At 68.1% G+C, this 14,208-nt stretch carries 15 protein-coding genes and 1 pseudogene; 11 read left to right on the forward strand and 5 right to left on the reverse strand.

Features of this window, described 5'->3' with window-relative positions; translation table 11 throughout:
• Window positions 1–49: 49 nt before the first annotated feature.
• Both xerC and OG519_RS28365 read right to left on the reverse strand, forming a co-directional pair.
• Complete coding sequence (xerC, locus tag OG519_RS28360; RefSeq protein ID WP_405589668.1) at window positions 50–1,249, reverse strand: tyrosine recombinase XerC; 1,200 nt, start codon at window positions 1,247–1,249, stop codon at window positions 50–52.
• A gap of 447 nt (window positions 1,250–1,696) precedes the next feature.
• The gene (locus OG519_RS28365; protein ID WP_405589671.1) at window positions 1,697–2,359 is read right to left on the reverse strand and encodes a helix-turn-helix domain-containing protein; all 663 of its coding nucleotides are present in this window, start codon (window positions 2,357–2,359) and stop codon (window positions 1,697–1,699) included.
• Between the two features lie 91 nt (window positions 2,360–2,450).
• On the opposite strand from OG519_RS28365, the gene OG519_RS28370 reads away from it, so the two are divergent.
• Window positions 2,451–2,738, forward strand: a complete 288-nt coding sequence (locus OG519_RS28370; RefSeq protein WP_405589674.1) for a hypothetical protein — start codon at window positions 2,451–2,453, stop codon at window positions 2,736–2,738.
• A 63-nt stretch (window positions 2,739–2,801) separates the two neighbouring features.
• Here OG519_RS28370 and OG519_RS28375 read toward each other — a convergent pair whose 3' ends face one another.
• Both OG519_RS28375 and OG519_RS28380 read right to left on the reverse strand, forming a co-directional pair.
• Window positions 2,802–3,428, reverse strand: coding sequence for a 2'-5' RNA ligase family protein (locus OG519_RS28375; RefSeq protein WP_405589676.1), 627 nt, complete (start codon window positions 3,426–3,428; stop codon window positions 2,802–2,804).
• Between the two features lie 69 nt (window positions 3,429–3,497).
• The gene (locus OG519_RS28380; protein ID WP_405589679.1) at window positions 3,498–4,994 is read right to left on the reverse strand and encodes an XRE family transcriptional regulator; all 1,497 of its coding nucleotides are present in this window, start codon (window positions 4,992–4,994) and stop codon (window positions 3,498–3,500) included.
• A 268-nt stretch (window positions 4,995–5,262) separates the two neighbouring features.
• On the opposite strand from OG519_RS28380, the gene OG519_RS28385 reads away from it, so the two are divergent.
• The 8 genes and pseudogenes from OG519_RS28385 to OG519_RS28420 form a co-directional block, all read left to right on the forward strand.
• Window positions 5,263–5,736, forward strand: coding sequence for an ATP-binding protein (locus tag OG519_RS28385; RefSeq protein WP_405593085.1), 474 nt, complete (start codon window positions 5,263–5,265; stop codon window positions 5,734–5,736).
• Window positions 5,737–6,069: 333 nt separating this feature from the next.
• Entirely contained in the window at window positions 6,070–6,495 is a 426-nt protein-coding gene (locus tag OG519_RS28390; protein ID WP_405589682.1) for a hypothetical protein, read from the forward strand.
• A complete protein-coding gene (locus OG519_RS28395) occupies window positions 6,492–7,055 on the forward strand; it encodes a hypothetical protein (RefSeq protein ID WP_405589684.1) in 564 nt (187 codons plus the stop codon). Before OG519_RS28390 ends, OG519_RS28395 begins: the two co-directional genes overlap by 4 nt.
• Window positions 7,056–7,444: 389 nt before the next feature.
• A complete protein-coding gene (locus tag OG519_RS28400) occupies window positions 7,445–8,350 on the forward strand; it encodes a hypothetical protein (protein WP_405589686.1) in 906 nt (301 codons plus the stop codon).
• Between the two features lie 97 nt (window positions 8,351–8,447).
• Window positions 8,448–9,518 carry a hypothetical protein gene (locus OG519_RS28405; RefSeq protein WP_405589689.1) on the forward strand — a complete coding sequence of 357 codons (1,071 nt, stop codon included), beginning with the start codon at window positions 8,448–8,450 and terminating at the stop codon, window positions 9,516–9,518.
• On the forward strand, window positions 9,518–9,643 hold the full coding sequence (locus tag OG519_RS28410) for a hypothetical protein (RefSeq protein WP_405589692.1): 126 nt from the start codon (window positions 9,518–9,520) through the stop codon (window positions 9,641–9,643). Before OG519_RS28405 ends, OG519_RS28410 begins: the two co-directional genes overlap by 1 nt.
• Window positions 9,644–9,660: 17 nt before the next feature.
• On the forward strand, window positions 9,661–10,371 hold the full coding sequence (locus OG519_RS28415; RefSeq protein ID WP_405589695.1) for a hypothetical protein: 711 nt from the start codon (window positions 9,661–9,663) through the stop codon (window positions 10,369–10,371).
• Between the two features lie 347 nt (window positions 10,372–10,718).
• Window positions 10,719–10,970 (forward strand): annotated as a pseudogene (locus OG519_RS28420) (NUDIX hydrolase); the annotation flags it as partial.
• Window positions 10,971–11,276: 306 nt separating this feature from the next.
• On the opposite strand, the gene OG519_RS28425 reads toward OG519_RS28420, so the two are convergent.
• Entirely contained in the window at window positions 11,277–12,710 is a 1,434-nt protein-coding gene (locus OG519_RS28425) for a Twin-arginine translocation pathway signal (RefSeq protein ID WP_405593209.1), read from the reverse strand.
• Window positions 12,711–13,016: 306 nt separating this feature from the next.
• Here OG519_RS28425 and OG519_RS28430 point away from each other — a divergent pair, with 306 nt between their 5' ends.
• Window positions 13,017–13,424 carry a 6-pyruvoyl trahydropterin synthase family protein gene (locus OG519_RS28430; protein ID WP_405593087.1) on the forward strand — a complete coding sequence of 136 codons (408 nt, stop codon included), beginning with the start codon at window positions 13,017–13,019 and terminating at the stop codon, window positions 13,422–13,424.
• On the forward strand, window positions 13,424–14,170 hold the full coding sequence (locus OG519_RS28435) for a 7-carboxy-7-deazaguanine synthase QueE (protein ID WP_405593089.1): 747 nt from the start codon (window positions 13,424–13,426) through the stop codon (window positions 14,168–14,170). Before OG519_RS28430 ends, OG519_RS28435 begins: the two co-directional genes overlap by 1 nt.
• Window positions 14,171–14,208: the final 38 nt, after the last annotated feature.

Consider the following 14,208-nt stretch of genomic DNA (forward strand, 5'->3'; position numbering starts at 1 on the left):
GTTTTCCGGGCCTGCCTCTCACAACTTCTCACATCGGTAATGATCATGGTCAGCCGAGCAGGTCTCCCAGCTTCTCCGACCCCGCCTTCAGACTCTGTGGATCGGGGTGCACGTAGACCCGCTTGGTGAAGCTGAGGTCGGAGTGCCCGGCCCAGGCGGAGACGACCGTGTCGGGGACGCCGTTGTTGGCCATCCAGGAGAGGGTGGCGTGGCGGGCGTCGTAGAGGCGGACTTTTCGGACGCCGGCGGCCTTCATGAGTTTGTACGCCTCGCGCCGCAGCTTGTCCGTTTTGAACGGGTTTCCCAGCTCGTCCACGAGAACGTATCCGCTGTCGGTGTACGCGGTTCCGGCGGTGAGTTTCTCTTTCGCCTGGATCGCTCGGAAGCCCTTGAGCGCCTTGTGGGCGGGGGCCGGCAGGGGCAGGGTGCGCTTCCCGGCGTCGGTCTTGGTGTCCTTCTCGACGACCTTGTTGCGCGATCCCTTCTCCTGCCGGCGGTCGTAGACGATGGTGCGGGTGTTCTGTATGGCGATGGTGCCGGCTCCGTCGAGATCGACGTCTTCGGCCCAGCGCGTGCCGCAGACCTCGGCGGGGCGCTCGGCGATGAGTGCCAGCATCATCGCCGCGTGAAGGCGGTGTGCCTTTATCGACTCCAGGAAGGTCTTGACTTCACTTTCGTCCCAGGGTCGGTTGGCTGCTTTGTTCGCCGCTGCCTTGTTCTTGGCGTCGCGGGAGATGGTCACGTGCTGAGCGACATTGCGGACCATCAGCCCGCGGCGGACTCCAAGGTTCATGGCGGCTCGGAGGCGGCCCAGGGAGAGTCGTACGGACCTGACGCCGAGGCCGGTGCCGGGCTGTCCTCCGCGGCGACGGCCGCTGGTCAGCATCCAGTCGACCAGGGATTCGATGTCCTCCTCGGTGAGGCTTTGGAGTTCCTTGTCGCCGCTGTGGGCGCGTACCGGCACCATGGCGCTTTCATAGTTGGAGGCGGTTCCCTCCTCGACATCGCGTGTTGCGCTCTTCAGCCAGATGTCCAGCAGGTCGTTCAGCGTCATCTTGGTGGGTACCACAAAGCTGCCGATGCTGAGCTCGTGCCGGATGCGCGAGAGTTCGTCGACCGCCTCTTTCTTGGTCTTGAGGGTGCGGGTGAGCTGCTTGCGCTTGCCTTTGGCGTCAACGCCGATGTCCACGACCAGGCGGTAGCGGGTGCTCCCGTCCTTGTGGGTGATCTTGCGTATGGGTTCCTTCACGTGCCTTCCTTGCTTCTCAACCGGATGGGCGTAGTGATGCTGACCAGCGGTGGCGCGCGCTGGCCGGCATCGGCCGCATCGAGCGGGTGATCCGGCCCTGGCAGTTGGCTGTTCACTCGTCGGGTTCGGAGTAGTTTTCGGACTGATCCACGAAGGCGGGTGCTGGGCGGAGCGGGTGGTATTGGATCTCGCGCGCGCATCCGGTCACGGAAGCCCCTGGGCTTCTGGCTATCATCGACGGCTCCCTTGTTCAGTTCCTCGGTTGCCTTTGGGGCAGTAGTGAAGCCCGAGCGGTGTTACTCGCAGCGGGTGCCGTCCTGCCGGTCAGCGCTTCGTGGCGCACGGCGTAGGCATCGTGGCGTTTGCCAGCGAACTTCGTGCAAGTCGTGCCACTGTTTTCCCCGATCCGGTGGTCGAGGTAGGAGCACCGCCGGGTCGTGGTTCCGTTCACTGCGGGCGGTCCTCTGGGCGGGACGGGGTTTCGGGCTGGTCGACGAATGCGAGGTCGTCAGGGAGGGTCGGAGGTACGAGATCCCGCTCGCGCATCCGGGTACGGAAGGCACGCAGATCCGCGCAGTCTTCGAAGGCGTGCTCCTCATAGCCGGCTGCGCGGTCCAAGAGGGCGGCTCTGCGGTCGCGGTCCAGGGTGGTGCTGGCTTCGCGCCGACGCTCCTTGGCCAGGGCGTTAGAGGCCGTGGCGGCGGTGACGAGGTCGCCGTGGCTGCGGAAGAGGTCGAGCAGGTCGCGGGCGGTGCCCTGGGGGGCTGGCTGGTCGGTAGGGGTTTCGCCGGTGAACCAGGCGAGGGCATCCCAGGTGGAGACTTCCCGGCCCGGCAGGACCTCGACAGTGGCATCGGTGCCGAGAGGGAAGAGGAGGCTGACCGGGGGGACGCCGAGGACGTCGGCCAGGACGACGAAGTCGGCGATCGTCATGCTGGCCCGGCGTCCGGTCTCCAGGTTCTTGATGGTCTGTTCTTTGATTTCGGGGTGCCCGCGGTCAGCGCAGCCCTGAGCCACGTCCGCCATGGTGAGGCCGACGGCTTGCCGCGCCTCGCGCATCGCCTGGACCGCGCGTGCGGTAAAGATCGTTGGCCAATGGTCTGAGGTCATGGATGCACTTTACGATCGAGAAAAGTGCATCCGCAACTCTGTGGTACACCTTCTCCGTGCACAGAGCACCAGTAAGCACCAGGAGGTCATCGTGAAGGCACTCAACTCGTCCCATGAGGTGCGCGGGCTGACGGGCGAAGAAATACTCGGCCTACCGGCGGTCATCGACCTCGACACTGCCAACCGAGCCATCATGATCGGGCGGTCCACCGGTTACGCGCTCGCCAGGCAGGGGCGCTACCCGGTCAGGGTTCTCCGACTGGGGAACGCGTACCGCGTTGTGACGGCCGACCTCCTGAAGCTGCTTGGGCTGGAACGTCAGCCACTGGACGCCAGCCGAGTTGGCGACGAGGGCAAGCGGCACGACCTCTGTGCTTGAGGCGGAGGTCTACCTCTGCACCCTCGCAGCTCCGGCACATCGGCCGGGATCAAAAGCCGGCATTCATCCCAAAGAAACCTCGGCCACCTGCGTCCACTCGTACATCCGGTGGTCGCGGTTGATGCGAATCAGATCGGCGTGCGTGATCAGCACCTTGGCCGGATCGACCCGGGCATCGGCGATGGCCCCAACGAACGGGGCGGCAGGGCCTACGGCGTTGCTGTAGGCCAACGAAACGTGCGGCACGAATCCTTCAGCCGTCTCTGGCACTTCGTCCAGGACATCGCCGATCGCCTCCCGAATTGCCGTGCGCAACCCTACGATCGGTTCGGCTGGCTGAACGGGGACCAGCAGCGCCTCAGGGTCGACGACCGGCGCGTGGAGTGTCACGGCGGGGGCATGCAGGGCTGCGAGCCTTGGTCGGGCTGCGGCGACCACGGCATTGACGGTGGCCTCGTCCACTTCGCCGACGAAGCCGATGCCCTGCATGGTCAGGTGCAGCCAGCGGTCCGGGATGAGGTCCAGCCCGGGAAGGCCGCCCAATACCCGGCGGTACTGGGCGGCGAAACGGTGCACGTCCGGCTGGTCTTCGAACGTCAGGTGCCAGGTGTAGAAACTGCGCCCTTCACGCCAGCCCGGACGCCACCACCAGTGGTCACGCATCTCTTCGGACGTGTTTTTGTCACTCACGCGGGCACTCCTCGCATCGCAGGTATACGCCACCCGTCCGGGAGGCAGGACGTAGCACGCGACCAGCAGTCAGGGGACTCGACCTCCGGGGTTGAGAGCAAGGCGCGCCGGCGCCGAGTCCTGACACCACTCCATGAGTTCGGCGCGCAGCCTCACCGCGGCGCCTCCCCTTCCTCCAGGCGCGCCGGCGATCATCGAAGTCAAGTCGCGCATACGGCCAACCACCGTGTCCAAGCGTCGCTCCGGTCGCAGGGCGATGACCGGCGCGAGGACTTCGGAGACGGCCTCTGGCTGGCCCAGGCCGACGTGAGCCATGGCGCGGGAGATTGAAGTCTGCGACTCGGTTCCGTAAGCCCGCACCTCCTGCGCCTGGAGGTGTGCCAGCGCGCTGTCGGCCTCGTCCAATGCGGACTTGTACATCCCGATCCGAAGATGCGCACCGGAATGGTATTGCTCTTGCCGGCCGATGCTGCACGCGAACAAGCCGCCGACCTCGTCTCCACCCGTAGTGACGTCACGGGCGGCTTGCGCCCGTCGCAGCGCGTTCTGCGTCTCATCAGCGGCGCCCAACCGGGACCAGGCGTCTGCTTCCTGTGCCGCCAGTAGCGCGGTCACGGTCCCCTGGGCGGCGTAAGCGACCCCGCGGCGGGCGTGCTGGATGGCGTCGCGCAGCCGCCCGTCCCAGAATGCGATCTTGCATCGGGTGGAGGCCGTCCAGGCCAGCAGATCCAGGTGGCCGGCCTTCTCTCCGCAAAGCCAGGCGGTGCGTCCGTGAGTATCCGCGTCGGCCAAGTGGCCCAGATCGCTGCTCATCCACGCCAGCAGAGCGCAGAGATAGCCGGCAGCCACGTACAGCTCGACGGACTGTCGGGGGCTTTGGTGGCCCTCCAAGAGGCGGAACACCTTGTCGCGCAACTCGCGGGTGCGGACGAAGACGCTGACCGCGTCGCCCCCGAGATATTCCGCGGACAGGCGTTGCACGTCGGTGTGGATCTGCTCGAGCGCCATGTCGCCGACGTTCGTCGGCTCGGCCCATGCGGCCCATGTGGCCGATTCCTCCGCAGCCTTGCGCACAGCAGTGGTCCCGGTCGGCGCATCCTCGACGAGGATCGGGGTTGCTGAAGCCTTCGTCCCTCGTTTGAGACGGCGGTCGTTCTCGGGTACTGCTGAAGGCACCGAGTGCAGGGCTTGCCTTCCATTCGGCATCGCCTTGACGTCTGTGACGTCCAAGAGATCTGCCACCGCACATCCGTATGTCGCTGCCATGACCGCCAGCACGGTGTCGCTCGGCCGCCGGCCGCCGGGTGTTGGCCACTTCTCCCATTTCCCGACGAGGCTGGCATCCGCACTCAACACCCTCGGACCCTGTGCGGCGGTCTCATTCATGTGGTCGGCGGTTTGCTGGGTTGACCAGCCGTGAGCGTGTCGCAATGCCTCGCGCAAGCGGAAGCCGAAGCGCGCGCGCATCTCTCCCGCGATCTCGACGGTTGTGAAGCCGGCGGTCAGCATCTCGTGTCGCAGCGCGTCACGTTCGGACTTGCTGCCGGGCTTGGTGCGCTGGTTCATGGCGGTTTCCCGGTCTGCGCGGTGCGTGATGGCGTGTCAAAGCTACCCGGGGTCATGGATCTCCATGTCTGAGGTGCCCGCTTTCTGGGGCGAATCGGCGCCCGGTATCGGCAGCAGGATGTGATGTCTTCGCAGGTTGAAGCATCTGCTTGCTGTCCGCCTTTCCCGGACACTGCCGCCCGTGACCCAAGCCCTTCATCGGCGGGATCGTGGTGCCAAGGCCGACGTCTGAGGGGCAAAGATGACCACAAGGAGAACCACCGGTGCCATGGTGGGCAGCCCGTGTTCCGCCCCGTCGGCGGCTCACGGTCCAACCGTTCAGACCGTTGAAACCCGGCCTGCCCCCGGGAACGGGGGAAGCCGCGAAGCCCTGACGGTCCGGTTGGCCACGAGCGGCGACGACTCTGGAGTAGGCGTTCAGGCGTTTCGCCGCTTCGGTGTTTCGCGGCTCCGTAGCTGGGGCCTTCACGCTCTTGTCGACGACGTCGAATTGGTGCTTAGCGAACTCGCCACAAACACTCTCAAATACGGGGCCGGGCGGGACATCACGTGCTGTCTTTCGATCAGGTCGAACGTCCTGCTCGTTGAGGTTACCGACGGCTCGCGAGCACAGCCCCTTGTCCGCGAAGTGAGCCTGGACGAGGAAGGCGGACGCGGCATGTTCATTGTGCAGCAGCTCGCTGACGACTGGGGCGTCAGCGGAGACGGAACCTCCGTCTGGTGCACATTCGGCACGGGGTGATCCGCTTATGGAATGGTCGACCGGTCGCTCCACAGTCAAGATCGCGCCCGCGAGACCGTCACGACACCAGATCCGTCGCCCCGCAGCCTCACCGAGAGCCCGATCGAGCACATGGCTCGCGGGGCATGGCGCCCCTGCCCGGCGGCTGGCCCGGTGACTTCCAGCTCCACCGGCTGGGAGAGATCGCCCTCGATCCGCCTCGCCGCCAGTGGTCGCAGCGCTTCGCCGGCACCCGACCCGCGACCGGCGCCCCTCCCGGTGCCGGCCTGACCCCGTCGCTGCCGAACCCGGCAGGCGCCCGATCTACCCTCGTCCATCCTGGAGACCACCGCCGTGAACAGCGTGACCAGCCAGCCCCCCTCCCCGGTGCACTCCCCGCCGGTCCTCGAACTCGCCCTCGGCATCGGGCACATGCGCGGCGTCGACTGGCTGAGCACCGTACGCGCCGCGGCGGACAGCGGGATTCACCACCTCGTCCTGACCGGCCCCGACCCCGCCCGCCACCCCGCTGCACAAGCCTTAGGGGAATGCGGCACCGCCTGCGGCATGCAGGTCCACTTGTCTGCGGCTCCACCCATTTCGCCCGCCAGCCAGGTGCCCCGGGTGCGGATCAGCGCAGACGGCATCCCGCGCCTGGTCATACCCGAGGGCATCCCTACCAGCGACCTGCTGACCAGAACAGACCTGGCCTGGTTCGCCCCTCCGCCCATCCTGCGGGCCCTGGAAGCTGCCACCTTCCGGCACGAGGGTGCAGCATGAACCAACTGCCCTCTGTGGAACGCCTCGCGGGCACCGCTCAGGAATGTCTGACCCTGTGGAAGGCCGACAGCGCCTGGCCCACGCTGACCGCCGCGGCCCTGGTGCACCTGCACCGCTGGTCCGCGCTGGTCGGCATCACCACCATCGACCGCCTCGATCTGGCCACCGATGCCAGACCGCTGCTGGTGGAGGCCGGGCGCGTACTGGCGATCAACGCCTCCGCGGGCCTGACCAGCGGCCAGGATCTCGCAGCCTCCCTGCCGGTCCCCGGCCCGGTAGCAGAAGCGGTCTACGCCCTCATGGCACAGGTCACCGAACTACGGGGAATCACCGGCCGATCCGGCGTCCGCATCATCCACCACACCCCCGACCACGCCCTTCCCTACGAGCCGGGGTGCCTGACCCACCAGGTCTACAACGCCACCTGGGGCCCGCCTCCCGAGCGCTACTGGCTCTCCCACCAGACCTTTACCGCCCGGCAGCGCGAACTGCGAGAGCAGTACGCGGAGATAGGGCTCACTCTGCACGGCCATAGACACACTTTCAGCCGGACCGCTTGACGTGCGGCTTCACCCCCTCCCGCAAGAGTGCCTACCGCCGAGGCGGGCGTCCTCCGGCTACCGCCATCACTTTGACTCCGCAGCGTTTCGGCCGGAGACGACCCGGCCACCACTTACGCGCTGCGGCGCTGGTCCGACCCCGTCATCGGGTCCGCCGGCCAGCCCCGTCCATCCTCCTGTGAATCAAGAGAAAGATCCGATCCGGTGTCACGTCTTTTACCGCCCCAGCAGTTCCCGCCGACACATGTACCTTTCGATGTCGATCGGAGTCGGAGCACGGTCGTTCCCGGTTCGAAGGGGAGAGCCGTGGTTCCGCTGCCGACGGGACCGGTCGCGATACGGATCACCGTCGCCGAGGCCAGGCCCCTCGCCGACTTTGGGCCGATGGCGTGAGCGCCGATGTGCGGGACGAGACCCGCAGCAGCCCGGAGCTGGCTGAGCGCATCGCCTGCGTGCTATCCGACGCGGTGCCGGTCATCGAGGCCATCACCGGCCTGCCCCTTCGCCAGTGCACGGTCAGGATTCTCAAACCGGCACGCTGGCGGGCCGAGGTCCGCGGCTTCGTTGGCCGGGGCGTCGCACGGGCTCTCGCGGATTCCCCGGCCACCGCCGAGGAGCAGCAGCGGGCCGAACTCATGCGCGTGCACTGGCGAGTGACGACCCGGTGGGCCTGGCCGCTGCTCCCGCCCATGACCATCACCCACCCCGACGGTGAGCCCGAAACCATCATCACCGCAGACGCGGTGCGCCATGCCGGACTCGACCGGACCCGCTGGGGGCTTGAGCGGACGGTGATCCACGAGGCGGTGCATCACGCGCAGATCCGGGCCAGCCGCGGCGTCGTCGTCCCGCCACCATCGTCAGTGCGGCCCCGCCTCTTCTCCGACCGGGCGGCACCCGCCCTGATGGAGGGCCACGCCGCCTGGGCCGAGCTCCATGCCAGTCATCACCTGCTGGGTCACTGGCCGGAGGAGGAGATGCGGCGCATCTCGATCCACAGCGCCGCCCGACAGTGGCTCGTCTACGCCCGCGCTCGGGTCGGGGGCCGGTGGACCGCCTGGCGCAGCGGCGAACCGGCCCCCGTGCCGCCGCCACGAGACCAGCGCCGGGCAGCGTTCCAACGGGATCAGCCCGCCCTGCTCACTCCCGAGCCCTGGCTGAGGTTCGTGCAGGACACGGTGAGCGGAGTCGGGGACCTCGGGGCGTGGAACTTGGTCTGGAGCGACCCCGCGCTCGTCCCGACGGACCAGGAGATCCACGCTCCGGACACCTGGCTGAAGCGCGTCGGGATCTGATTTTCCGTCAGTCCCTGTTGTCTCCGCCGGTCCTCGCCCCGCAGCGGGGACCGGCACCCCGCCCAGCACATCACCGAAACCGCAAAGGAAGACCGGGTTGTCGCAGCATTCAGTCCTCGCGCCGCTCGCCGACCGCCATGACGCCGGCCCTGGTCAGGTAGCCGTCCGAGCTGCTTCCCCGTACTCGGCCGCCCGGGTGTGCGCCGTCCTTGCCGTCCTGGTGCTCATAGCCGGCTGGTCGAGCCTCTTCACCGCCACGGTCGACTTCGGGTCTCTGTGCGGTCTGCGCTGGCCCGAGCCCCTCACCACGCAGATCCTGGACGCGGGACATCTCGCATTATCCGTCAGCGCGCTCCTGTGGCTTGGGTATCTGGTCATCGGCCGCACGCCGCGCCGGACCGGACACCTGCTGCGGCGTATGGCGGTCCGGGGGGCCGCTGTCACCGTCGGGGGTGCGTCCCTCGCAGCGGCGGTACCCGCCGGCGGCGTGCTCCCGTCACCGACCCTGAGCCAACTGTGCGATGCCGTGACCGTGGTGTGGCTGACCGTCGAGGTCTGCCGGCACCACGGCGCGTGGCCCGGGGTCCGGCCGCCCGGATCCGGGACCCCCACCGATCGGCGCACGCAGTGGACCATCGCCGTCGAGACGATGCTCGCCTGCGCCGTGGGGATCGCCGCGACCGGCCTTCTGACGCTGGCACTGAAACCGCTGCACGAGGTCGTGCCCGTCATGCGGGTCAGCCAGCAAGACCTGCTCGGCCTCACCCGCCCCCTCCCACTGGTCTCCGCCACACTCGGGGCGGCAGCACTCGAAGACGCAGTGATGCTCGGCGCCGTATGCCTGCTCCTCACGCGGGCCGGCCGGCCGGTCTGGTCGATCTACCTGGTCTCCTGCACCCTCGAAGCCTGGGCCCACGCCTACCTCGGGCTCCCCGCCATCGGCATGTTCCCGTACGCCTGGCGCCGGGTCACCCTCTACCGGACGCACCGCCGCCTGACCCCCATGCTCCTCGGGCACACCACGTTCGACCTGGCCATCGGCACCTCGCAACTGGTCGCATCCCCGATCGGGATCGCCATCCGCACCTGCCTGGCGGCCGGCATGATCCCCGCCATCCGAAGCACCACGGCCCACCGCTCCGCCACCACGCTCAAGGAACACATCTGATGAGCCCCGCTCCGGCCCAGCCCGACACAGAGCGCGACGACCATCTCGTGGACGGCGATCCCGTGACCGCCACGCCGCACCGCCCGCTGACGCCCCTGGCCGCCGCACAGGCGCTGACGACGTGAGCGGGCCGGAATGGGCAGTGCCTTACATCACGCTGCGCAAGGGCGAAGAATCGGTGCCGGAATCGATGCTCGGCATCCGCTACAACCGGACCGGCGTACCGATCGGCCTCTGCTACCGGTGGGAAATGCCCCGGGACCGGGATGACCGCGGTGTGCTGTGGGCCCGCACGTCCCAGTCCCGCTCACCGGACACCAAGCGGCCGGCGGGCAAACCGATCTTCGCCTCCATGCACCCCTCCCGCCAGCGGGAGATGATGGCCTCCCTCCGGTGCCAAGTGTGCGGCGGACAGCCCTCTCGAACCGAAGAGGGCTACCTCTTCCTGGAGAAGGCCGGCAACGACGGCGATCCCGAGGGCATCACAACGGGTCAGCCGCCCGTGTGTCTGGACCACGCCCTTGCGGGGATCGAGATGTGCAGTCACCTGATCGAACACGGTTACGTGCTGCTGCGCTCCAAGGTCCCGCGGCTGCACGGCGTTCTCGGCCAGGTCTACACGCCGGTGGACAACGTCTTGGAGCCGCTTCCGCCGCTGGTCGGCCCCGATGGGTCGGACCTTCCCCTTCCCTACACCATGCGTGAGCTGACTCCGTGGGTACTGGCATCGCAGCTCCTGCGCCGACTGACCCGCGTCACGGTCACCGACATCGACCGCGAGCTGGCCATGGCCGGGAAACCTGCCCGACCGGCCGCCGACGCGAAGCGCAGCCGCAACTCGGTGATGCGATGAGCACGGTCAGCGCTCTGGCCGTGTGCGAGGTGACGGGCCTGATGCCATCGAGCTGTGCGCACTGCCTCAGCAACCTCCCAGACGGCACTGACCCGTTGCGAACGCCCCTGCTGAAGTCCCGTCCCGACTCGGTTTGCGCCGATCACGCGGGACGGTGCGTCGTCTGCGGCAACTGCTTCCCGGCGGGCGCGGCCATCGCGCCCGAAAGCGAAGGCTGGCGCGCCGACTGCTGCCCGAGGAGGCCGCAGAGCCGGGCTGGAACCACCCCAGGTCGTCTCATCAAGATGGCCGAACCGCTGGGGTGCCCAGTCGACATCCTCGAACCACCGCCTTCGATCGAGGACATCATGAGCAATCCGCCAGGCAGATACGAGACCGCCCAGTTCCTGCCCGCACTCCGTCCAGTCGTTGCTGCCGCCGTGATCCCCTGTCAAGGACGCGTACTGCTGGTCCGGCGCCGAATTCCGGAAGGCAGAGTGACCTGGCAGTTTCCCGCCGGAATCATCGAGACGGGTGAAACACCACAGGAGGCCACGGTCCGTGAGACCGGAGAGGAGACGGGAGCGCGCACCGCCGCGCTCGTGTCCCTGGGCGGGCGGAGCCATCCCGACACGCACCGGTCCATCGCCTACATCGCCTGCCAGTACCTGTCCGGAACCGCCCCCGCAGTCGCGCCTGCCGTGATCGCCTGGCCGCGCGTCCCGGCTCTCGCCCGCTACAACACGCGGGATCGAGGGGCCAGTGCTCGCCCACCTTGCCGCATGCCCCAGGACAGGCATCGCCGTGGGCGGCCGGCAGAACTCTCCCCCGGGAAAGTGTTCCGGGCCCGCGGGCAAGATCTCGCGCCTGCCGAACGCGCGATGACGGTGATGAATTGCGGTGCGGGCAAGACGACTGGCTGCCGGCTACGCACTCGCTGCGACCCCGCTCGCGTCGATCAATGGCGGCAGGAGGCGCAGGCGCTCTCGCAGATCTTCCGCGCCTGCCGCTCCGGTTCCACCCAGTGCCGTGCCCAGTTGGGCGAGGCGGTCGCGGGAGGTTGCGCGGAGCCGGGCCGAGGGAACACGGTCGAGGACTTCCGCCGCGCGCTGTGCGGCGTCGGACGGCTGAGCACTCGACTCGACCTGGGCAAGGGCCAGAGACGCGGCGGCCCAGCCGGGGGTCCCCGGGGTAGTGGCGCGCAGGGATTGTTCGGCGGAAGCCGCCGCTCGTTCGGCCCGGCCAAGGGTGCGTTGGGCGTCTGCCTCGTGCAGGCTGTGCTCGGCGATGTCGTAGCCGAACCGTCCCGGCGCCCATCCCTGGGCGTCGGCCTCCAGTTCCCGGGTCGCGTCGGCCAGGGCGGCGTCTGCCGGGCGTTCGCGACCCAGTGCGGCGAGGGAGGGAAGCTGTGCCCATGCGAGCAACTGGACGTGCGGGAGCCCGGACGGCGCGCAGGCCAGGCCGCGTTCGGCGTAGTCCAGTGCGAGGGTGTGCTTGCCGGCGGAGCGCGCAACCATCGCCTGAGCACCCCACGCCCATGCCGTCAGCCGGCCGTCTCCGGCGCGATCGCCGTAGGTCGCGGCTGTGCCGAAGTGGACCCGTGCACCCGTCGCATCGCCGAGGTGAAAAGCGAGGTTGCCCAGGAGAGCGGAGAGCCAGCCGAGGCTACGGCGCAGGTCGACACCGATCGGTTGAGGGGTGAGCGGGTTGGTGAGGGCCTGTGTGAGCAGGCCGCGCACCGCATGTACTTCGTTGAACAGCACGTGGGGCGGGTGCTTGCTGTAGCCGAGGGCGTAGTGCTCGATCGCGGCCTCGGAGAGGCTCGTCACGGTGCTGCTCCCGGCCGGATCAGCCAGCAGCGCCAGGTGGAGGGATTCCCGGACGGCTGGCAGGCCGGCAGAGGTGGTCATGAGCACCACGCTTTCTCGTGCGGGAAGCCCGCGGGTCGTGGGCCCGGAAGCACTGTATCGAGTGGCGTGCCCCCAACCGGCCACTTCGTGCGCGGCACCACGCTCGAGTCCGAGCTGCCGGGGCAGGGCCTGGTACACGGCGCACAACGCCTCGACGTACTCCGGGCTCGGTTTCTCGTAGGGCCGGTGTTCCCACCGGCAGAGCATCGACTCCGACAAGCCAGGTGGCAACAGCCCGCGGGAGCGGTAGAGGGCCCCGACTCGCTCTATGGTGCGCGAGCGCGGCCAGCCCAGTGCGAACCGCCATGCTTCCAGCGGCTGCACCTCTGGCAATTCGGTGCGGATGACGTCGGCCGTCTGCTGCACGTCATGCCCGTAGCTCCGGCACCGTACCCGGATCTGGGTGGCGGCCCGCTTGATGATGGCGCGACGCGATCGACTGATCGTCATCACTTGCGCACCCCCGGCGATGAGGCTGACACCGTGTCACGGTATCCGACCTATTGCTCTACGGGGAGAGCCCGTCGCTTCAGACGCTTCCACATTGCGGGTTGTCCGCAATGCGCGCCCCCGCGAGCGGCAATGACTGCCCCGTCTGCTGGCTCCACGATGAGCAGCGCATCCACTGGTCCGACCGTTCCGCATCCGTCCCTGGTCGCGTGGCCTCCTGGCCGGTTCCGACATTCAGCCCGCGTTCGCGGCGAAGACAGCGCAACCCTTCTGCGCCGCAACACCGAACTTCCAAAGGGAGTTTTTATGGACTTCAGTGAGGTATCGCTTCCGAACGGCAGGCACACCATCGGCAAGCGATTCGAGTTCGAGGCCGGGCACCGGCTCCCCAGCCTGCCGCCCGGACACAAGTGCTCACGGCAGCACGGCCACAGCTACCAGGTCGAGGTAGTCCTCACCGCGCCCGCGCTGGAGGGTCCGGGCTTCGTGACGGACTTCGGCGACCTGTCGGCGTTCAAGCAGTTCCTGGATGCCGAACTCGACCATCACAACTTGCACGACATCCTGCCCTTCGAGCCGACGTCGGAACTCCTGGCCCAGTTCCTGGCGGGATGGTTCGCCCAACATGTCGAGCCCACCATTCAGGGTCGGCTGGTCGGCGTAATGGTCTGCGAGACGGATCGCAGTTGGGCGCGCTTCGACGTGGAGCAGTGATGACCTCCGTGGGCGGCGGCACCGGGAAGGGCGGTGCTAGCGACGCAGGACCTTCGCTGATCATCGCCGAATGCTTCGGAACCGAGCAGCCGACGTTCCAGGGTGAGGGCCCGAGCTGCGGTGCGCCGGCCCTGTTCATCCGGCTGTCACGGTGCAACCTCACCTGCGAGTGGTGTGACACCAAGTACACCTGGGACTGGGAGCACTTCGACCCTCGGCAAGAGTCGGTACGGCGGTCGGCGACGGACCTGCTGGCATGGGCGCTCGCCTCCCCCGTGAAACTGGTGGTCATCACCGGGGGAGAGCCGCTCCTCCAGCAGCATGCTCTCGTCCCGCTGGTGCTGGCTTTGCTGGCCGGCGGGAAACGGGTCGAATTCGAGACCAATGGCACCGTCGTGCCGGAGACCGCACTGCTGGTCGACGGCGTCGGTTTCAACATATCTCCGAAACTCGGCAATTCCGGGGTCGCCGACGACCGGAGGATCGTGCCTGCCGCGCTGGTGGCATTTGCGGCCAGTGGGCAAGCGGCCTTCAAGTTCGTCACCCGCGCGGTGCCGGAACTGGACGAGATCGCCGCCTTGGTCGACCGGTACGGGCTGGCCCCGGTGTACGTGATGCCGGAAGGCACCACCGCCGACAGCCTGATCGCCACCACCCGGCTGATCGCAGACGCCGTCGCGGCCCGCCGCTGGCACCTCGCCTCGCGTCTGCACGTCTTGGCCTTCGCCGACACCCGCGGGCGCTGACCACTGCCGACCCCTCCCCCCGTCCCCCAGACCTCGGA

The organism is Streptomyces sp. NBC_01190, assembly GCF_045039895.1.
Classification (GTDB): domain Bacteria; phylum Actinomycetota; class Actinomycetes; order Streptomycetales; family Streptomycetaceae; genus Actinacidiphila.